The following is a 17643-nucleotide window of genomic DNA, read 5'->3' as shown; positions in this document are numbered from 1 at the left end:
GCCCAACATGGAGCTCTGGTTTGAGGAAACGGGGGAGGAGCGGCAGGTCCTAGGGCCTTTCCGGGAGTTCTTGAAGGCGGAGGTGGCCCCGGGGGCGGCGGAAAGGGACCGCACGGGGGCTTTCCCCTGGGACCTGGTGCGGAAGATGGCGGCCTTCGGCGTCTTCGGGGCGGTGGTGCCCGAGGCTTACGGGGGGGCGGGGCTTTCCACGCGCCTCTTCGCCCGCATGGTGGAGGAGATCGCCTACTACGATGGCTCCCTGGCCCTTACCGTGGCGAGCCACAACTCCTTGGCCACCGGGCACATCCTCCTGGCGGGGGACGAAAGGCAGAAGGAAACCTTCCTCCCCAAGCTGGCCTCGGGGGAGCTCTTGGGGGCCTGGGGCCTCACCGAGCCCGGCTCGGGCTCGGATGCGGCGGCCCTGAAGACCCGGGCGGAGGAGGTGGAAGGGGGCTTTGTCCTGAACGGCACCAAGCAGTTCATCACCCAGGGGAGCGTGGCCGGGGTTTACGTGGTCATGGCCCGCACCGACCCCGCTCCAAGCCCGGAGAGGAAGCACCTAGGCATTTCCGCCTTCGCCTTCTTCCGCCCCGAGAAGGGCCTAAGGGTAGGGCGCAAGGAGGAGAAGCTCGGCCTAAACGCCTCGGACACGGCGCAACTCCTCTTGGAGGACTTGTTCGTGCCCAAGGAGGGGCTTTTAGGGGAAAGGGGGAAGGGCTTTTACGATGTCCTCCGGGTCCTGGACGGGGGGCGGATTGGCATCGCCGCCATGGCCGTGGGTTTGGGGCGGGCCGCCTTGGACTACGCCCTAAGGTACGCCAAGGAGCGGGAGGCCTTCGGCCGGCCCATCGCCGAGTACGAGGGGGTTTCCTTCAAGCTGGCGGAGGCGGCCACGGAGCTGGAGGCGGCGCGGCTTCTCTACCTCAAGGCGGCGGCCCTCAAGGATGCAGGGCGGCCCTTTGCCCTCGAGGCTGCCCAGGCCAAGCTCTTCGCCAGCGAGGCGGCGGTGCGGGCCTGCGACGAGGCCATCCAGGTCCTCGGGGGCTACGGCTACGTCAAGGACTACCCCGTGGAGCGCTACTGGCGGGACGCCCGCCTGACCCGCATCGGCGAGGGGACGAGCGAGATCCTCAAGCTGGTCATTGCCCGGCGCCTTCTAGAAGCGGTTTGAAGGCGAGGGCCTTGGGGGCCTTGAGGGCGAGCTGCCCGCAGGCCGCCCCCACGTCCTGCCCCCGGCTGAAGCGGATGGAGGTGGGCACCCCCAGGCGCTTGAGCTCCTCGGCGAAGGCCAAAATCCCCGGTTTGGGCGTCCCTTCCACTGGGGCCCCTTCCCAGGGGTTGAAGGGGATGAGGTTCACGTGGGCGCTGATCCCCTTGAGGAGCTTGGCCAAAAGCCTCGCCTGCCAGGGGTGGTCGTTCACCCCCTTGAGGAGGGTGTACTCAAAGGTCACCCGCCGCTTGGTCTTGGCGTAGTAGTGGCGCACCGCCTCCATGATCTCGGCGATGGGGTAGCGGTGGGCCGTGGGGATGATCTTCCGCCGCGTTTCGTCGTCGGGGGCGTGGAGGGAGAGGGCAAGCCGCACCCCAAAATCCTCCTCCGCCAGGCGGTAGATCCCCCTAGGGATGCCCACGGTGGAGAGGGTGATGCGCCTGGGGCTCATGGCCAGGCCCTTGGGGTGGAGCATGACCCGCACCGCCTTGAGGACCTGGGTGAGGTTCAAGAGGGGCTCCCCCATGCCCATGAGGACCACGTTGCGGATCTCCCGGGGGGAGATGCCCTGGTGGTAGGCGATGGCGAGGAGTTGGTCCAGGATTTCCGCTGCCCTTAGGTTGCGGCCAAAGCCCAAGGCCCCCGTGGCGCAAAAGGTGCACCCGGCGGGGCAACCCACCATGCTGGAGAGGCAGACGGTCTTGCGGTTCTTGTAGGGCATGTAGACCGCCTCGGTCTTCTTCCCGTCCAGGAGGGTGAAAAGGTACTTGACGCTCCCGTCTTTGCTCGGGTAAGCCTCCACCAGGGAGAACTCCGAGATGCGCCACGCCTCGGCCAAGGCTTCCCGCATGGCCTTGGGCAGGTCCGTCATCTCGGCGAAGTCCCGCACCCCCCGGGCGTAGAGCCAGTGGGCGATCTGGGCCTTGCGAAACCCCTCGCCGGGGAGTTCCTCTGGGAGTAGCTCCAGGATGGGCTTCATGCAACTCCCTCGTAGATGGCCTCGAGGTCCAGAGTTCCCTCCAAGCAAGGTAGCGTGAGTGTTTCCCCAAGGGTTTCTTCCCGGAAACCTTCGGAGGCCCTTCGGTAGAAGACACCTCCCCGCCCTTCGCTTTCCAGGATCAGGTAACCCTGGAGGCTTGGCAGGCTAAGGTAGTGGGAGCGCTTTTCCCTTTTGTCTTGGGCTTCTGTGCCTCGGGAGAGCACCTCCACTACCAGGCAAGGGGCGGTCTCGTAAAGGGGGTGGGCCTTGGGGCCGCACACCACCATGACGTCCGGGTAGTAGAAGGTGTCTTCGGACAGCTTGAGCCTGGCGGTTTCGCTATAGACCCTACAGCCCTTAGCCCGGGCCAGGGGCTTCAGAAGAGCTACCAGGTTGGTAACGATAAGGTTGTGGTCCAGACTGGCCCCGGCCATGGCGTAGGGGTAGCCCCCCAGGAGCTCGTGCCGGACGGGGCTTTCTTCCTCCAGGGCCAGGTACTCTTCCTCGGTGAGAGGGCGCAGGGCCCGCTCGGTCATCCCCCCATTATAGCTAGCGGAGCCGGCCATAGCCCAAAAGGAGCCCAACCAGAAGGAGGAGGAGCCCCAAGGGCCTGGGCCGCGCCAGAAGGCCCAGGAAGCCGCCGAAGAGGAAGAGCCCAAGCCCCACCCGGCCCCTTCCCTCCCGGAAGGCCCTCCCCGCCAGGAAGCCCAAGAGGACGGGAAGGGCGAAGAGGACGAGAAGGAGGAAGCCAGCCAGGAAGGTGAAGGAGGTCAAAGCCGGTGCTCCTCCGGGGCGAAGCCCTCCACCCAGAAGCTCCCGTCCGGGCGGTACTCCTTTTTCCAGACGGGGAGGATCTGCTTCACCCGGTCAATGGCGTATTCGCAGGCGGCGAAGGCCTCCTTGCGGTGCCGGGCCGAAACCACGATGGCGATGGAGGCCTCCCCCGGGTCCACCCGGCCCAGGCGGTGCCACAGGGCCACCCGGCCCAAGGGCCAGCGCTCCCGCATTTCGGCGATGACCTGGGCCATGGCCTTTTCCGCCATCTCGGGGTAGGCCTCGTACTCCAAATAGGCCACCGCCTCCCCCCGGTTGGGGCTCCGGGTGGTGCCGAGAAAGCTCACCACCGCCCCGTACTCGGGGGCCGTGGCCCAGTCCACCAGGGCCTTTAGGTCCAAGGGGCCTTCCGTGAGGCCGAAGGAGTCCTGCCCCCCGGAAACCGGGGGCAGGAAGGCCACCTCGTCCCCCTCCTTCAAGGGGGTTTCCGCCCCGGCCAACTCCCGGTTCACCGCCGCCATGCCCCCGGAGAGGGAGAGGCCGGGGAAAAGCCTTTCCAAGGCTTCCTTGGCCTCCTTTACCCGGGCCCCTTCCGGGAGGTCCAGGGGAAAGCGGTCCTTCCCCACCCGTTCCCGGTAAAGGGCGAAAAGCCTCACCTCAACCCGCATGGCCCCCAGTATAGACCTGGGTGAGGCCTAAGGCCACGGAAAGGGCCTCGGGGTAGCGCATGCGCATGGGGCCGATAAGGGTAAGCTCCCCAAGCCACTCGCCCTTTTGGAAGCCCGCCTGCACCTGGGCGAGCCCCTCCACCTCCCCCACCCGCACGTCCACCCGGCCTGGGGGGGTGAGGACCTCCTCGCCTCCCGCCTCGTAGAGCCGTACCAGGCGCTCCAGGAAGCCTGGGTCTTGGGCCTCGGGCTCCTTTAGGGCCTCGGCGAGCCCTTCCCGGTAGGAGAGGGAAAGGCCCACGTTTAGGGCCCGGGCCAGGTGGGCGAAGAGGTCCTCTAGGCCCCTGGGCGGTGGGGGGAGCGTGGCCAGGGGCCCTGCCAAGACCGCCTCCGCCTCCCTAAGCCGCTCGGGGGAGAGGGTGAGGGGAAGCCTCGCCTCCTTCACCCGCCCTCCTTCCAGGACGAAGACGGCCAAGGTGCCCTCGCCTAGGGGAGAGAGGTGGACCTGGAGCACCTTGGGGGTCTTGCGCGGCCGGAGGCGGAGGAGGGCGGGGTAGCCGGAAAGCCCCACGGCCACCTTCACCAGGAAGGCCTCGGGCTCCTTGGCCCCGGAAAGGGCCCGCTCCAGGCGCTCCTGGACGCTTTCGGGCAGGGGCTTGGGGGGGAGGAGGGAGAGGGAGTATTGGCGAAAGCCCTGCCGGGTGGGCACGCGGCCGGCGGAGGCGTGGGGCTTGGTGAGGTAGCCCATCTCCTCGAGGGCGATGAGCTCGTAGCGGGCCAGGGCGGGGGAAAGCCCAAGCCCCTCGGCGAGCCTGGCCGAGGGTACCGGGGCTTTGGTCTTGATGTACTCCTCCACCAGGAGGTGGAGGATGGCCCGCTGCCGCGCCGTCACACCCCTATTGTACCGGGGTGACGGCGGCCTCGTCCTCTTCCCCGGTGCGGATGCGGTAGACCTTCTCCACGGGGATCACGAAAACCTTGCCGTCCCCCACCTCCCCGGTGCGGGCGGCCTTCAGGATGGCCTCCACGGTGGGTTGGACGAAGGGCTCGGAAACCCCGATTTCCAGGCGCACCTTCTCGTGGAGCTCCATCTTCACCGTGGTGCCGCGGTAGGTTTCCACCTTTTCCGTTTCCCCGCCGTGGCCCTGGACCCGGCTTAGGGTAAGCCCCCGCACCTCGGCCCGGAAGAGGGCCTCCAGGACCTCGCCGAGCTTCTCCGGGCGGATGATGGCCACGATGAGCTTCATGCCTCACCTCCCAGGGGCTTGAGGGCGGGCGGGGAAGCCTCGGGGAGGACCAGAATGGCCCCTTCGCCGCTGGCGTAGGCTTCTTCCCCGTGCTGGGTCACGTCCAAGCCCAGGCCCTCCTCCTTGGGGCCTGCCCGCAAGGGGGTGAGGAGGGCGACGAGCTTTAGGAGGACAAAGGTGCCCAAGGCGGAGTAGGCCACCGCCGCCAGGACCGCCAGGGCCTGGACCCCAAGCTGGGCCGGGTTGCCGAAAAGGAGGCCATCCGCCACCCCGTTCCAGGCCTTTTCCGCCAGGAGCCCGGTGAGAAGGGCTCCGGTAATCCCGGCGAGGCCGTGGGCTCCGAAGACGTCCAGGGAGTCGTCTAGGCGCGTCCTTGGCCGGTAGAGGAGGAAGAAGTAGCTGGGGAAGGCGGAAACCGCCCCCAGGACCAGGGCGGAAAGGGGCGAAACGAAGCCCGCCGCCGGGGTGATGGCCACCAGGCCCACCACGATGGCCGTAGCCAGGCCCACAGCCGTGGCCTTTCCGGTGCGGAGGAGGTCCAAGAGGACCCAGACCGCCAGGGTGGCCGCTGGGGCCAGGAGGGTGTTCACAAAGGCCAAGGCCGCCACCTCCCCGGAGGCCAGGGCGCTCCCCCCGTTGAAGCCGAACCAACCGAACCAGAGAAGGGCCGCCCCCAGGAGGACGAAGGGCACGCTGTGGGGCAGGATAGCCTGGCGGCCATAGTCCTTGCGGGGGCCGAGGACCAAGGCCCCCACCAGGGCCGCGATGCCGGCATTGATGTGGACCACGGTGCCGCCGGCGAAGTCCAGGGCTCCTAAAGCCCCCAGGAACCCCCCACCCCAGACCCAGTGCGCCAGGGGCGCGTAGACGAAGAGCCCCCAAAGGGTGAGGAAGAGAAGGAGGGCGGGAAAGCGCATCCGCTCCACCAGGCCTCCGGTGAGGAGGGCGGCGGTGATGATGGCGAAGGTGCCCTGGAAGGCCATGAAGAGGAGGTGGGGGATCTCTCCTTTGGCCTCCAGACCCACCCCCCGCAAAAGGGCGTGGCCCAGGCCCCCAAGCCAAGGGTTTCCTTCGGCGAAGGCGAGGCTATACCCCAAAAGGGCCCAGCCCACCCCCACGAAGCCCAGGGCGGCGAAGCTCATCATCATGGTGTTCAAGGCGTTTTTGGAGCGCACGAGCCCCCCGTAGAAGAAGGCCAAGGCCGGGGTCATGAGGAGCACCAAGGCCGTGGAAACCAGCACCCACGCCGTGGCGGCCCCATCTACCCCTTCCGCCAAGGCCAAGCCCGAAAGCCCTACTGCCGTTAGTCCCCAAAGGGTCTTTTGCCGCTGCATGGCCACCCCCTCGAGGGCGAGCCTAGCACCCTAAGTGCATATTGTCAAGTAAAAGGTGTACATCTAGCCAATACTGCATGGACACACAAAGGCATTTACGCCAAAAACTTGCATAACGTCAAGCAAATAGCGAACAAACGTCAACAATAGGTCAGACAAGATGCTCTTCCAAACCCTCCACCCCCAGCCCTATCCCGCTAAACTGGGCCCCGTGACGTGGGAGGAGCTATTGGAACGCCTGGCCCAGGGGCAGGACGAGCGCACCCTTTTCCTGCCCCCCGACCTTTCGCCGGAAGAGCTGGCCCGCTACGCCGCCGGCCTCGCCAACCACAAGGGGGGAACCCTTTTCCTCGGGGTGAGCCCGGAGGGGCGGGTTCTTGGGGCTTCGGACATCCACCCCCTCCAGGTCACCCACGCCCTCTTTGAGCTCACCCAAGGCCTGCTTTTGCCCTACGTGGAGGCGGTGGAGGGGCCTGGGGGAAGGGTGTTGGCCCTCCACGTGCCGCAAAGCCCGGCGGCCATCGCCGTGGGGGCGGGGCGGGTGCCCTTTTGGGATGGGCGGCGCCTCACCGAGCTCCGCATGGGCCAGGCCCTGCCTGAGCCCGACTTCACCGCCCAGGTCCTGCCGGCGGCGAGCCTTGCCGACCTGGACCCGGTGGAGGTCCTGCGCCTAAGGCGCATCCTGGAGGAACGGGGAAGCGCCCTGGCTGCGCTTCCCGATTTGGAGCTCCTCTTCGCCCTGGGGCTATTGGAGCGGGTGGAGGGGGAGGCGAGGCCCACGGTGGCGGGGCTCCTCCTGGCGGGTACCCCCTTGGCCCTAAGGCGGCTTCTGCCCCAGGCGGAGGTGAGCTACTACTTCCACGAGGACGAGGAGGGGTACGCCTTCCGGGAAGACCTTCTAAGGCCCATCCCCGCCCTTTTGGAAAGGCTTCGGGACCTCATCCAGGCCCGGAACCGGATGCGCTACCTCACCGTGGGGCTCTTTCGCCTCGAGGTCTGGGACTTTGACCAGGAGGTCTACCGGGAGGCTCTCCTGAACGCCCTGGTCCACCGGGACTGGCAGAGCCGGGACGCCATCCAGGTCCACCACCACCGGGACCGGTTGGAGATCTCCAACCCCGGGGGCTTCCCCCCCGGCATCACCCCGGAGAACGTCCTGCGCCACCCCCCCAAGCGGCGCAACCCCCGCTTGGCCGAGGCCCTTTACCGCCTGGGCTACGTGGAGCGGGCCGGAAGCGGGGTGGACAAGATGTACCGCCTCCTCCTCAAGTACGGCAAGGAGCCCCCGGAGTACCGGCTTTACCCCGAGGCCCTGACCCTGGTCCTCTACAACCCCGAGTTGGACGAGGGCTTCGTGCGGGAGTTGGCCGAGGCCCAGGAGCGCTTCGGGGCCTTTAGCCTGGACCACCTCATCGCCGTGGGCCACCTGCGGCGGGTGGGGGAGGCCACCCTGGCGGAGCTTGCCCGGGCGTTGCAGCTTTCCGAGGAGGCGAGCAGGAAGGTCCTCGCCCGCATGGAGCGGATGGGCCTGGTGCGGAAGGAGGGGGGGAAGTACCGGCTGGCCCGGCGGGACGCCTTGGCGGAGCGGGCCCTGGCCTTTTTGGAAACCCCCCGGTCCAGGCGGGAGGTGGAGGCCCTTTTGGGCCTGCGCCCTAAGGCCGCCTTGACCCTACTGAACCGGCTCCTCCGCGAGGGGCGGGCGGAGCGGGTAGGACGGGGGGCGGCCACCCGGTACCGGAGGCGCTAGTGCTCCACCTGGTCCTTTACCAGCCGGAAATCCCCCAGAACGTGGGGAACATCGCCCGCACCGCCGCCGCCTTGGGGTGGCCCCTGCACCTCGTCCGTCCCCTGGGCTTTCTCCTCTCCAGCCCTAAGCTCCGGCGGGCGGGGCTGGACTACTGGCCCCACGTGGACCTGAGGGTCCACGACGACTGGGCGGCCTTCCTCGCCTCCCTCCCCCCTTCCGCCCGGGTATGGGCCTTTAGCGCCAGAGCCGAAAACGACCTTTACCAGGCCCGTTTTCGGGAGGGGGACTACCTCCTCTTCGGCCCCGAAACCCGAGGGCTTCCGGAGGCGGTGCTGGCCCAGTTTCCCGCCCTCAAGATCCCCATGCCGGGGCCGGTGCGCTCCCTGAACCTGGCGGTGGCCGTGGGGGTGGCAGCCTACGAGGCCTACCGGCAGCTGCGCATTAGGGAAGGCGCCCTTCCAGAAAGGCCCGGCTCCTAGGGTCTTTGGGGGATTGGAAGAAGCGGCCCGCCTCCCCCTCCTCCACCACCTGGCCCAGGTAGAGGAAGAGCACCCGCTGGGCGAGCCGTTTGGCCTGGAAAAGGTCGTGGGTGGCGAGGACCACCGCCCGCCCTTCCTGCGCTGCCTCCCGGAGGAGGGCCTCCACCTGGGCGGCGTTGGCTGGGTCCAGGCTGGCGGTGGGCTCGTCCAGAAGGAGGACCTCGGGCTCCACCAAAAGGGTGCGGGCGAGGGCCAAACGCACCGCCTCCCCGCCCGAGAGGCGGTGGGCGGGCTGGCGCGCCTTTTCCGCCAGGCCCACCCGGGCGAGGAGGGCCTCTGCCCGCCGCCAGGCCTCCCGCCGGGCCACCCCCCGGAGGCGGAGGCCGAAGGCGGCGTTTTCCAAGACGCTCCGCCGCAAGAGGGGCGGGGTCTGGGGAAGGTAGGCGGCACGCCCCCCTTCCACCCGGCCGCCATCGGGCCGAAGGTGGCCCGCCAGGAGGCGGAGCAGGGTGGTCTTGCCGCTACCCGAGGGGCCCAGGACCGCCAGGATCTCCCCGGGGTAGACCTCGAGGCGCTCCACCTCGAGGCAAAACTCCCCGTGGCGGTGGGAAAGCCCCTCGGCCCAAAGCGCTGGCCTCATTCCCGCTCCAGGATAACGAGAAGCCCGGTGACCAAAAGGGCGATGCCCAGGAGCACCATTCCCAAGGCCAAGGCCGCTTCCAACTCCCCCTTGCGGGTTTCCACCACGATGGCCGTGGTGAGAACCCGGGTGTGGTGGCGGATGTCCCCGCCCACCAGGGTGGCCGCCCCCACCTCGCTGATGGCCCCGCCAAAGCCCGCCGCCAAGGCGGCGGCCAAGGTGCGGCGGCTTTCCCCAAAGAGGGTGGGGAGGACCTGGGCTTCCGTGCCCCCCAGGCTCCGCACCAGGAGGCGCACCTCCTCCACCCGGGCCCGGGCCCCGGAAAGGACAAAGGCGGCGATGAGGGGGAAGGCCAGGATGGCCTCGGCCAGGACCATGGCGTAGGGGGTGTAGAGGAGGCCGAGGAAGCCCAAGGGCCCAGAGCGGGAGAGGAGGAGGTAGAGGAAAAGCCCCACCACCACCGAGGGCAGGGCCATGCCCGCATAGAGGAGCACGCGCCCCCAAACCCCGCCCCCGCCCCGGAGGGCGAGCCAAAGCCCCAAGGGAATGGCGGGAAGCGCCGCAAGGAGCGTGCCCGCCCCCGCCACCCAGAGGCTACGCAAGGCGATTTCCCAAAGCTCAGCGGCTTCCACCTAGGGGGATGATACACCGGCCCCGAAGGGGCTGGAAAAGGCTTTGCCCCGCCACCTTTAGGCCGGCGATGCGCTGGGCTGCCGCTTCGGAGGCCAAAAAGGCCCGAAGCTGCCTGGCTTCCGAAGCGCCCTTCCCTTTGGGGACCACGTAGTAGCTGTACTGGTTGAGGAGAAGGGGGTCAGCCTGGGCGTAGAGGGCCTCGAGGCCCCGCTTTTTCCCCACGGTGAGGTGGGTGGCCAGGTCGGAAAGCGTGTAGGCCCCCTTCTCCGCCGCCAAGACCAGGGTCTGGCCCATGCCCGCCCCCGACTCCAGGTACCAAGGGGGCCTAGGGGTTAGGCCCGCTTTCCGCCAAAGGGAAAGCTCCTTAAGGTGGGTGCCCGAGCGGTCCCCTCGGGAGACGAAGGGGCTTTGGGTTTGGGCGATGCGCCTTAGGGCCTCGAGGACCCCCTTCACCTGCCGCACCCCGGCGGGGTCCCCTTTGGGCCCCACCAGGAGGAAGAGGTTCTGGGCAAGGCAAAGCCCTTCCGCCAAAACCCCCTTGCCCAGGGCCTCGGCCTCCAGCTCGGGGGCGTGGACCAAGACGGCGTCCACGTCCCCCCGCGCCGCCAAGGTGAGGGCCTGGCCCGTGCCCACCGCCAAGACCTCCACACGTATCCCCGTGGCTTCCTGAAAGGGTGGTAGGAGCCGGTCCAAAAGCCCGGAATCGTAGACGCTGGTGGTGGTGGCGAGGCGCAGGGCGTGCGCCAGAAGGAAAAAGGGAAGGGCAAACGCCCAAAGGCGCATGGGCCCATCTTAGGCTAGGGAACGTGGAGGCGCTGGAAGAGGCCTTGGCCCTTTGGCGGGAGGGGCGCTACTTTGAGGTGCACGAGGTCTTGGAGGCGGCCTGGCTTCGGGCGGAAGGGGAGGAGAGGCGCTTCCTCCAGGGGCTTATCCTCCTCGCCGCCGCCCTGCACCAGGGGGCCATGGGCAAAAGCGGCCAAAGAAACCTCAAGAAGGCAGAAGCCCGGCTAAAGGGCCTGCCAAACCCCTATAGGGGCGTGGACTGGCAGGCCCTTTTGGCGGAGGCCCGGCGTAGACTTGGGGCGTGAACGCTTGGGTTTACGCCTACCGCGGCGAGCTCGTGGAAAACCGGCACCGGGCTTCCCTGGTGGTCTTCGGCCGGGAAGGGGTTTTGGCCTACGCCGGGGAGCCGGACCTTTGGGCCTACATGCGCTCCTCCGCCAAGCCCTTCCAGGCTTTGGCCCTTTACCTCACGGGGGCCGTGGAGCGCTTTGGCCTTGGGGAGGAGGAGGTGGCCTTGGCCACGGCGAGCCACGACGGCACCGAGGCCCACGTGGCGGTGGCCGCCCGCTTTCTCTCTAGGCTCGGCCTGGGCCCAGAGCACCTGGTCTGCGGGGTCCACCCGCCCTTTTCCAAGGAGGCCCGGAAGGCCCTGGAGGAGAAGGGGCTTTCCCCCACCCCCCTCCACCACAACTGCTCGGGCAAGCACGCTGGGATGCTCGCCGCCGCCCTGGCCCTGGGGGCGCCCACGGAGGGCTACCACCTGCCCGACCACCCGGTGCAGCGCCTGAACCGGGAAACCCTCCGGGCGCTTTCGGGTGCCGAGCCCCGCCACGCCACGGACGGCTGCAGCGTGCCCACCTTCGCCCTGCCCCTTTCCCGGGCGGCGCGGGCTTTTTACCTCTTGGCGGCCCCCGAGGAGGCCCCCTCCCCTTACCGGGAACCCCTTGGGAGGGTGCGGGAGGCCATGCGCCGCCACCCGGCGCTCGTGGCGGGGCCGGGGAGCATTGACACCTTGCTCATGGAGAGGCTTCCGGTGGTGGCCAAGCGGGGGGCGGACGGCTACTATGGCCTGGCCCTTCTGGAAAGCCCCAAGGGGCCTTTGGGCATCGCCCTCAAGGTGGAGGACGGCTCCGGCCAGGCCCGGGAGGTGCTGGTGGTGGCCCTCCTACGCCTTTTGGGCTTGGACCCCGGCCCTACCCCTTGGGACCGGCCCGAGATCCGGAACCACCGGGGCCTGGTGGTGGGCCGCCTCGAGGCCCGGTTGGCTTTAACCTGGCTCTAGCCCTCCTTACGTCCCGTGGCGGAGTAGGCTTTCTACGCTTTCGGGCAGGGGGGCTTCGGGAAAAAGGCCCTTGTAACGCTGGGCTAAGTCCTTGAGCAAAGGGATCAGTTCCCTTTCCCGCAAGGCCTCGGGGTAGAGCTCCCGCATCTCTCTGAGAAGGCGCTCCCGGGCCAGGTGCCGCGCTGCAAGGAGCGCCTCCCCTTCCAGGCGGGCGGCTTGCCCCCGGCTTAGCCTTTCCGCCTCCTTGCGCACGGCGGGGCTTTCCAAAAGGCGGCGGCAGGTGGGGCAGGGGTGGCGCTCGCTTGGGGCGCCGCAGATGGGGCAAGGGCTTCCCCTTTGGTGGGAAAAAAGGGCCAGGGCGGCCCGGGCCACCTTTTCCCGAAGCTCAGGGGGGGCTTCCTGGGCGAGCTTAAGCGCCCGGCGCGCCGCCTCGGGGTTTTCCGGGGGCTTGGGGGGAGGGGGGGGTGGGGTTTCCAAGGGGCCCACCAGGAAGCGGATCTCCTGGACCACCCCGGGGAAGCGCTCCTCGTAGCGGCGGAGGAGGGCGAGGCGGCTATAGGTGAGCTGGTGGGCGGTGAGGGGGTCCGCCACCCGCACCAAGAGGGTATTCCCCTCGAGGCCCACCGCCTCGGTGAGCTGGGCGAGCTCCTTCCCCACCACCTCCTTCCAGGCGGCCAGCACCAGCCCCCGCCTGAGCTTTTCCTTGCCCCCCGCCTTCTTCAGGGCCTCGGGCACCAGGTCCTTTAGCCGCCAGGGCATAGCACCACCCCTCCTTCCATGGTGCACGCAGGAATACCCTCCGGGGCCCAAAGCCCCGCCAAAATCGCCTGGGGAAGCCCCTGGGCGTAGGCCAGGACCGCCTGCCTTCGCCCCGCGTCCAGCTCCTCGCTCCACTCGTCCACCAGGAGGAGGGGCGCCTCCCCATGGTGTTCCCAAAGAAGGCGGTGCTCCGCCAGACGCAGGGCCAGGGCCAGGGCCTTGGCCTCCCCCCGGCTGGCGAAGCGGTGGGCGGGACGGCCCCCCAGGAGGACGACGAGGTCGTCCCGGTGGGGGCCTATAAGGGTCTGCCCCCGTTCCCGCTCCTCCTCCCGCCGCCCGGCCAGGGCCTCCAGGAAGCTTCCCCGCACCGTCTCCTCCAGGATAAGCCCGGCCTCCCCAGGGGCCAAGCTCCGGTGCACCGCCTGAAAGATGGGCAAAAAGCGCCCGAGGAAGCGGCGGCGGAGGGCCATGATCTCCTCCCCGTAACGGGCGAGCTCCAGGTCCCAGGCCTCGAGGCCCTCCCCCCCCGTTTTCAAAAGGGCGTTCCGTTGCCGTAAGGCCTTCTCGTAGGCGGAGAGGAGGGCGGCGTAGCGGCGGGAAAAGCGGCCGATGAGCCGGTCTAGGAAGCTCCGCCGCTCCTCCTTGGCCCCCAAGACCACCTCCACGTCCTCCGGGGAGACCAGGACCGAACCGGGAAGCTCCCAAAGGGCCTTCAGGCTCACGGCCTTCTCGTTCAGGAATACCGCCCTTCCCTCAGGGGAGAGGCGCTGTTCCACCCGGAAGACCCCGAGCTCGGTTTCCACCTCGGCGAAGAGCCAGGCCTCCTTCTCCCCAAAACGCACCAGATCGCCCAAGGTGGCCCGCACCTCCCCCCCGAGGGCCAGGTGGATGCCTAAGAGAAGCCCCGTCTTTCCCTGGGCGTTTCCCCCCACCACGGCGAAAAGCCCCTGGGGGGGACGGAAGGCGGTGAAGGCCAGGTTGCGGAAGTTTTTCTGCCGGAAAAGAAGGAGCCGCATCAGAGCCGCACCCGCCGGAAGAGGGCGGGGAGGAGAAGGAGGGAAAGCCCCAAAAGCCCGGCCCCAAGCAGGTACGGGGCCTCGGGCATGAGCCGGTAAAGCCCCGTGCCCAAAAGGGGTCCAAGCATCCGCCCCAGGGCTTGGGCGGCGCTATTGAGCCCCGCCACGAGCCCCTGCTCCCCCTCCCCCACCGCCAGGGAAAGGGCTGCCGTGATCCCGGGGCCCGCCAGGGCCGCCCCCGCTCCCTGGAGGGCGAGGCCTAGGGCGAGGAGGGGAAAGGTGTGGGCCAATGCGAGCAGGGAAAACCCCAACATCCCCACGGGAAGCCCCAGGAGGAGGAGGGTTTTGGGGGGCCAGGAAAGCTTCCGCACCAAAAACCCCTGGATGAAGACCGCCACGAGTCCATAGAGCACCAGGGCCATCCCCACCTTGCGGGCGGTTTCCACCCCGCTCAGGCCCAGGCGGTCTTGGAAGAGGAAGGCGATGGTCTGCTCCAAGGCCACGCCCGATAGGTTCAAGGCCAGGCCCAGGAGGAGGAGGGGGAAGACCCGGGGGTCAAAGGGGGAGAGGCGCCCCTCCGCTTTCGCCCCTTGGGGCCGGGACTCGGGGAGGGTGAGGGCCACAAAGAGGGCGTTCAAAAGGGCGATGGCGCTGGCGAAGAAGACCGGGGCCAATAGCCCAAAAAGGGCCGCAAGCCCTGCCCCTAACGCCGGGCCCAGAATAACCGCCAGGCCAAAAGCTGCCCCCAGAAGGGCCATGCCGGCGGTGCGGTTTTCCCTGCCCGTGACGTCCGCCGCGTAGGCCTGGGCCGTGGGCAGGGTGGCGGAACTGAAGGCCCCGCCCAAGAGCCGGGCGAGGAGGAGGAGGGGGAAAAGGAGGCTTGGGGGAAGGAGGCCCTTCTGCCCCAAGAGGGCAAAAAGGCCAAAGAGGAGGAAGCTTAGGGCAAAGCCCAGGATGCCCAGGAGGAGCACGGGCTTCCTGCCCCTTTCGCTCCGTCTGCCCCAGTAGGGGGCGAGGAGGAACTGCATGAGGGCGTAGCCCGTGGAGAAGAGGCCCACCTGGACCTCGCTCAGGCCGAGCTCCCTCCCCAAAGGCCCCAGGATGGGGAAGAGGAGGGAAAGCCCCAGGACGCTGTTGAAGAGGGTGAGGAAGAGGAGGCCGAGGGCAGACATGCCGTAAAGTTTAGCCGAAGCGGCCCGTGATGTAGGCCTCGGTGTAGGGGTGCTTGGGTTTGGTGAAGACGAGGTCCGTGGGGCCTTCCTCCACGAGAACCCCGAGGTGCATGAAGAGGGTGCGGTCGGAAACCCGGGCCGCCTGCTGCATGTTGTGGGTGACGATGACCACGGTGTAGCGCTCCTTTAGCTCCAGGATGAGGTCCTCAATGGCCTGGGTGGCGATGGGGTCCAGGGCGCTGGTGGGTTCGTCCATGAGGAGGAGGGGGGGTTCCACGGCGATGGCCCGGGCGATGCAAAGCCGCTGTTGCTGCCCGCCGGAAAGCCTGAGCCCGCTCTCCTTCTTAAAGCGGTCTTGCACTTCGTTCCAAAGGGCGGCCCGCTTCAGGGCCTCCACCACCCGGTCCTCCAGCTCGCTCCCCTTGACCCCCATGAGCCTTAGGCCGAAGGCCACGTTCTCAAAGATGGTCTTGGGGAAGGGGTTGGGCTTTTGGAAGACCATGCCGATGTGGCGCCGCACCGCCACCGGGTCCACCCGGGGGTCGTAGATGTTCACCCCTTCGTAGCGCACCTCCCCTTCCACCCGCACCCCCGGCACCAGGTCGTTCATGCGGTTGAGGGAGCGCAGGAGGGTGCTCTTGCCGCACCCCGAGGGGCCGATGATGGCGGTGACCTTGTTTTTGGGGAAGCGCACGGAGATGTTGAAAAGGGCCTGCTTGGGGCCGTACCAGAGGTTGAGGTGGCGCACGTCCACCAAGGCCTCGGCCTCGGAAACGGGGGCTGTGCGCACCGTCTCGTGGTCTTTGAGCATTTCCAGGCTCACCATTCCCTCCTAAAGCGGTTCCTGAGGTAAAGGGCCAAGAAGTAGAGCACGGAGAGCACGAGGAGCATGACCAGGATGCCTGCCGCCGCCACCCGGGCGAACTCCGGCTGGTTCTGGCTGATCCAGAGGTAGATCTGTACCGGGATCACCGTGTACTGGGAAAGGGGCCCTGAGGGGAGGAAGGGCACGTAGGCTGCTGCCCCCACCAGGAGGAGGGGGGCGGCCTCGCCGATGAGGCGGGCGGCGGAGAGGATGACCCCGGTGACCATACCGGGCAGGGCGGCGGGGACCACCACCCGGAAAACCACCTGCCGCCTCGTGGCCCCCAGGGCGAAGGCCGCCAGGCGCAAGGACTCCGGTACCGCCCTCAAGGCTTCCCGGGCCGTGACCACGATGACGGGGATGCCGAGAAGCCCCAAAGTCATGGAGGCGGCGAGGATGGTGGGTCCAAGCCCCATCCCCCGCACGAAGAGGGCCAGGCCTAAAAGCCCATAGACGATGGAGGGCACTCCCGCCAGGTTGCGCAGGTTCACCTCCAGGAGCCGGGAAAGCCTCCCCTCCTTTAGGTATTCTTCTAGGAGAATGGCGGTGCCGATGCCCACGGGGATGGCGATGAGGAGGGCTAAGGAGAGGACCCAGACCGTGCCCCAGATGGCCACCCCTATGCCCGCCGTTAGGGGGGAGCGGGAGGGGGGGCGGGTGAGGAAGGTCTGGTCCAGCCAGGGGTTGAGCACGAGGCGCTCCCCTTCCTGGAGGTTGGCCTTGAGCTCGTTCCAGCGCCTCAGGCCCTCGGCCAGGGAGAAGTCCGCCACCCGCTCGTCGTAGACCCCGGTGACCACGTAACGGAAGGGCCCGTCCTGGGTGTTCCACATGAGCTCCACCCGGTTCTGAAGGAAGAGCACCTGCCGTTCCTTGGGGTCCTCGAGGGCGAAGGCCACCTCCTCCTCGGTGTAGCCCCGGGCGAGGAGGTCTTGCCGGAGGATTTCCTGGGCGGAAAGGCCGAAGGGATAGGTCTTCCCGGGCCCCTCGTCCGCCCGCACCACCTGGACGGAGAAGCTCCGGTACAGGGTGTCCCCCAGGAGGAGGGCGAGGAGGCCTAGGGCCAGAAGGAGGGGCAGGACCAAGGCTCGGGCGAAGACCCGGTCAATGCGGGTCTTCCAAGGGTCTACGCCGAAAGCATCGGGAGTGTGGGTCCTATTCATACCGCTCCCGGTAGCGCTCCACGATCCACTGGGCCAGGATGTTCAGGAGGAGCGTGAGGGCAAAGAGGGTGAAGCCCACGGCGAAGAGGGCGTAGTAGGCGGTGGAGCCCGTGGGCTGGTCCCCCGTGGCTGCCTGGACGATGTAGCTGGTCATGGTGGCGATGGTCTCCCGGGGGTCTAGGGTAAGGGCGGGGCGTTGCCCGGCGGCGATGGCCACGATCATGGTTTCCCCAATGGCCCGGCTTGTGGCCAGAATGATGGCGGCGATGATGCCGGAGATGGCGGCGGGGAAGACCACTTTCAGGGCCACCTCGTAGGGGCGGGCTCCCAGGGCGTAGGCCGCTTCCCGGATAGAGCGGGGTACGGACTCCATGGCGTCGGCGGCTACGTTGGAGATGTAGGGGATGATGGCGAAACCCATGACGAGGCCGGCGGAGAGGGGGTTGAAGATGTTGAGGCCCGGGATCACCTTTTGAAGGAGGGGGGTCACGAAGAGGAGGGCGAAGTAACCGAAGACCACGGTGGGGATGCCCTCAAAGAGCTCCAGCATCCCCTTGATGCGGGCCCGCTGGGCGCTTTCCGCATACTCGGAGAGGTAGATGGCGAGGGCCAGCCCCAAAGGCACCGCCACCAAGAGGGCGATAAAGGTGACCATGAAGGTTCCCAGGATCAGGGGGGCGATGCCGTAGCGGGGATTGGCGAAAAGGGGGGTCCACTCGGGGGCGAAGAGGAACTCCCTAAGGGGCACCCGGCGGAAGAACTCCGCCACGTCGCCGAGGAGGCTCAGGATGACCCCTAGGGTGGTGAGGAGGGTCACGGAGGAGAGGAGGAGGAGCAGGGCGAAGGTGAGCACCTCCCAAGGGTGCCTCGAGGGCCTTTGCTTCAGGATCTCCAT

Annotated in this window: 21 protein-coding genes; 5 read left to right on the top strand and 16 right to left on the bottom strand. The window is 68.0% G+C overall.

Annotation, left to right across the window (positions count from 1 at the left end):
- Nucleotides 1–7 precede the first annotated feature (7 nt).
- Nucleotides 8–1171, top strand: a complete 1164-nt coding sequence (locus LXN00_RS07010; RefSeq protein ID WP_234506774.1) for an acyl-CoA dehydrogenase family protein — start codon at nt 8–10, stop codon at nt 1169–1171.
- On the opposite strand, the gene rlmN is transcribed toward LXN00_RS07010, so the two are convergent.
- The 7 genes from rlmN to LXN00_RS06975 are packed head-to-tail and all read right to left on the bottom strand — an operon-like array spanning nt 1140 to nt 6212.
- Nucleotides 1140–2189, bottom strand: a complete 1050-nt coding sequence (gene rlmN / locus LXN00_RS07005; RefSeq protein ID WP_234506772.1) for a 23S rRNA (adenine(2503)-C(2))-methyltransferase RlmN — start codon at nt 2187–2189, stop codon at nt 1140–1142. The genes LXN00_RS07010 and rlmN overlap by 32 nt on opposite strands.
- On the bottom strand, nt 2186–2725 hold the full coding sequence (locus LXN00_RS07000) for a Uma2 family endonuclease (protein WP_234506770.1): 540 nt from the start codon (nt 2723–2725) through the stop codon (nt 2186–2188). Before LXN00_RS07000 ends, rlmN begins: the two co-directional genes overlap by 4 nt.
- Nucleotides 2726–2738: 13 nt before the next feature.
- Complete coding sequence (locus LXN00_RS06995) at nt 2739–2963, bottom strand: hypothetical protein (protein WP_234506768.1); 225 nt, start codon at nt 2961–2963, stop codon at nt 2739–2741.
- Nucleotides 2960–3631, bottom strand: coding sequence for a molybdenum cofactor biosynthesis protein (locus LXN00_RS06990; RefSeq protein ID WP_234506766.1), 672 nt, complete (start codon nt 3629–3631; stop codon nt 2960–2962). The genes LXN00_RS06995 and LXN00_RS06990 overlap by 4 nt, the downstream gene beginning before the upstream one ends.
- Nucleotides 3621–4523: an HrcA family transcriptional regulator gene (locus tag LXN00_RS06985; RefSeq protein ID WP_234506764.1), complete on the bottom strand. Its 903-nt coding sequence runs from the start codon at nt 4521–4523 to the stop codon at nt 3621–3623. The genes LXN00_RS06990 and LXN00_RS06985 overlap by 11 nt, the downstream gene beginning before the upstream one ends.
- Nucleotides 4524–4527: 4 nt before the next feature.
- Nucleotides 4528–4878 (bottom strand): P-II family nitrogen regulator, encoded by a 351-nt coding sequence (locus LXN00_RS06980; RefSeq protein WP_234506761.1) that lies wholly within the window; start codon nt 4876–4878, stop codon nt 4528–4530.
- On the bottom strand, nt 4875–6212 hold the full coding sequence (locus tag LXN00_RS06975; RefSeq protein WP_234506760.1) for an ammonium transporter: 1338 nt from the start codon (nt 6210–6212) through the stop codon (nt 4875–4877). The genes LXN00_RS06980 and LXN00_RS06975 overlap by 4 nt, the downstream gene beginning before the upstream one ends.
- Before the next feature lie 211 nt (nt 6213–6423).
- Between LXN00_RS06975 and LXN00_RS06970 the strand changes: the two genes are divergently transcribed.
- Nucleotides 6424–7959, top strand: coding sequence for an ATP-binding protein (locus LXN00_RS06970; protein ID WP_234506758.1), 1536 nt, complete (start codon nt 6424–6426; stop codon nt 7957–7959).
- The gene (locus LXN00_RS06965; RefSeq protein WP_234506756.1) at nt 7959–8438 is read left to right on the top strand and encodes a tRNA (cytidine(34)-2'-O)-methyltransferase; all 480 of its coding nucleotides are present in this window, start codon (nt 7959–7961) and stop codon (nt 8436–8438) included. The genes LXN00_RS06970 and LXN00_RS06965 overlap by 1 nt, the downstream gene beginning before the upstream one ends.
- On the opposite strand, the gene LXN00_RS06960 is transcribed toward LXN00_RS06965, so the two are convergent.
- From LXN00_RS06960 to LXN00_RS06950, 3 genes are read right to left on the bottom strand one after another with little or no spacing between them, the layout of a single operon-like run.
- Nucleotides 8401–9078 (bottom strand): ATP-binding cassette domain-containing protein, encoded by a 678-nt coding sequence (locus tag LXN00_RS06960; RefSeq protein WP_234506755.1) that lies wholly within the window; start codon nt 9076–9078, stop codon nt 8401–8403. The genes LXN00_RS06965 and LXN00_RS06960 overlap by 38 nt on opposite strands.
- A complete protein-coding gene (locus tag LXN00_RS06955; protein ID WP_234506753.1) occupies nt 9075–9710 on the bottom strand; it encodes an ABC transporter permease in 636 nt (211 codons plus the stop codon). The genes LXN00_RS06960 and LXN00_RS06955 overlap by 4 nt, the downstream gene beginning before the upstream one ends.
- Nucleotides 9697–10494, bottom strand: a complete 798-nt coding sequence (locus LXN00_RS06950) for a substrate-binding domain-containing protein (protein WP_234506751.1) — start codon at nt 10492–10494, stop codon at nt 9697–9699. The genes LXN00_RS06955 and LXN00_RS06950 overlap by 14 nt, the downstream gene beginning before the upstream one ends.
- Before the next feature lie 23 nt (nt 10495–10517).
- On the opposite strand from LXN00_RS06950, the gene LXN00_RS06945 reads away from it, so the two are divergent.
- Nucleotides 10518–10799: a DUF309 domain-containing protein gene (locus LXN00_RS06945; RefSeq protein ID WP_234506749.1), complete on the top strand. Its 282-nt coding sequence runs from the start codon at nt 10518–10520 to the stop codon at nt 10797–10799.
- The gene (locus LXN00_RS06940; protein WP_234506748.1) at nt 10796–11776 is read left to right on the top strand and encodes an asparaginase; all 981 of its coding nucleotides are present in this window, start codon (nt 10796–10798) and stop codon (nt 11774–11776) included. The genes LXN00_RS06945 and LXN00_RS06940 overlap by 4 nt, the downstream gene beginning before the upstream one ends.
- 6 nt (nt 11777–11782) lie before the next feature.
- Here the strand turns inward: LXN00_RS06940 and LXN00_RS06935 are convergent, their stop codons facing one another.
- The 6 genes from LXN00_RS06935 to pstC are packed head-to-tail and all read right to left on the bottom strand — an operon-like array spanning nt 11783 to nt 17643.
- Nucleotides 11783–12535 (bottom strand): DUF721 domain-containing protein, encoded by a 753-nt coding sequence (locus tag LXN00_RS06935; RefSeq protein WP_234506747.1) that lies wholly within the window; start codon nt 12533–12535, stop codon nt 11783–11785.
- Nucleotides 12520–13551, bottom strand: a complete 1032-nt coding sequence (gene recF, locus LXN00_RS06930) for a DNA replication/repair protein RecF (protein ID WP_234506745.1) — start codon at nt 13549–13551, stop codon at nt 12520–12522. The genes LXN00_RS06935 and recF overlap by 16 nt, the downstream gene beginning before the upstream one ends.
- On the bottom strand, nt 13551–14723 hold the full coding sequence (locus LXN00_RS06925; protein ID WP_234506743.1) for an MFS transporter: 1173 nt from the start codon (nt 14721–14723) through the stop codon (nt 13551–13553). Before LXN00_RS06925 ends, recF begins: the two co-directional genes overlap by 1 nt.
- 10 nt (nt 14724–14733) lie before the next feature.
- Nucleotides 14734–15549, bottom strand: coding sequence for a phosphate ABC transporter ATP-binding protein PstB (gene pstB / locus LXN00_RS06920; protein WP_234506741.1), 816 nt, complete (start codon nt 15547–15549; stop codon nt 14734–14736).
- A complete protein-coding gene (gene pstA, locus LXN00_RS06915) occupies nt 15543–16748 on the bottom strand; it encodes a phosphate ABC transporter permease PstA (protein WP_234506739.1) in 1206 nt (401 codons plus the stop codon). The genes pstB and pstA overlap by 7 nt, the downstream gene beginning before the upstream one ends.
- A complete protein-coding gene (pstC, locus tag LXN00_RS06910; protein WP_234506737.1) occupies nt 16741–17643 on the bottom strand; it encodes a phosphate ABC transporter permease subunit PstC in 903 nt (300 codons plus the stop codon). Before pstC ends, pstA begins: the two co-directional genes overlap by 8 nt.

The organism is Thermus brockianus, from assembly GCF_021462505.1.
GTDB lineage: Bacteria > Deinococcota > Deinococci > Deinococcales > Thermaceae > Thermus > Thermus hydrothermalis.
This window is presented reverse-complemented; position numbering and strand designations above follow the sequence as displayed.

What these genes read in the sequence shown, in the direction of transcription:
- LXN00_RS07010 (WP_234506774.1), top strand. Translation starts at nt 8, where the DNA reads ATGGAGCTCTGGTTTGAGGAAACGGGGGAGGAGCGGCAGGTCCTAGGG.
- rlmN (WP_234506772.1), bottom strand. Translation starts at nt 2,189, where the DNA reads ATGAAGCCCATCCTGGAGCTACTCCCAGAGGAACTCCCCGGCGAGGGG.
- LXN00_RS07000 (WP_234506770.1), bottom strand. Translation starts at nt 2,725, where the DNA reads ATGACCGAGCGGGCCCTGCGCCCTCTCACCGAGGAAGAGTACCTGGCC.
- LXN00_RS06990 (WP_234506766.1), bottom strand. Translation starts at nt 3,631, where the DNA reads ATGCGGGTTGAGGTGAGGCTTTTCGCCCTTTACCGGGAACGGGTGGGG.
- LXN00_RS06980 (WP_234506761.1), bottom strand. Translation starts at nt 4,878, where the DNA reads ATGAAGCTCATCGTGGCCATCATCCGCCCGGAGAAGCTCGGCGAGGTC.
- LXN00_RS06975 (WP_234506760.1), bottom strand. Translation starts at nt 6,212, where the DNA reads ATGCAGCGGCAAAAGACCCTTTGGGGACTAACGGCAGTAGGGCTTTCG.
- LXN00_RS06960 (WP_234506755.1), bottom strand. Translation starts at nt 9,078, where the DNA reads ATGAGGCCAGCGCTTTGGGCCGAGGGGCTTTCCCACCGCCACGGGGAG.
- LXN00_RS06950 (WP_234506751.1), bottom strand. Translation starts at nt 10,494, where the DNA reads ATGCGCCTTTGGGCGTTTGCCCTTCCCTTTTTCCTTCTGGCGCACGCC.
- LXN00_RS06935 (WP_234506747.1), bottom strand. Translation starts at nt 12,535, where the DNA reads ATGCCCTGGCGGCTAAAGGACCTGGTGCCCGAGGCCCTGAAGAAGGCG.
- recF (WP_234506745.1), bottom strand. Translation starts at nt 13,551, where the DNA reads ATGCGGCTCCTTCTTTTCCGGCAGAAAAACTTCCGCAACCTGGCCTTC.
- LXN00_RS06925 (WP_234506743.1), bottom strand. Translation starts at nt 14,723, where the DNA reads ATGTCTGCCCTCGGCCTCCTCTTCCTCACCCTCTTCAACAGCGTCCTG.
- pstB (WP_234506741.1), bottom strand. Translation starts at nt 15,549, where the DNA reads ATGGTGAGCCTGGAAATGCTCAAAGACCACGAGACGGTGCGCACAGCC.
- pstA (WP_234506739.1), bottom strand. Translation starts at nt 16,748, where the DNA reads ATGAATAGGACCCACACTCCCGATGCTTTCGGCGTAGACCCTTGGAAG.
- pstC (WP_234506737.1), bottom strand. Translation starts at nt 17,643, where the DNA reads ATGGAGATCCTGAAGCAAAGGCCCTCGAGGCACCCTTGGGAGGTGCTC.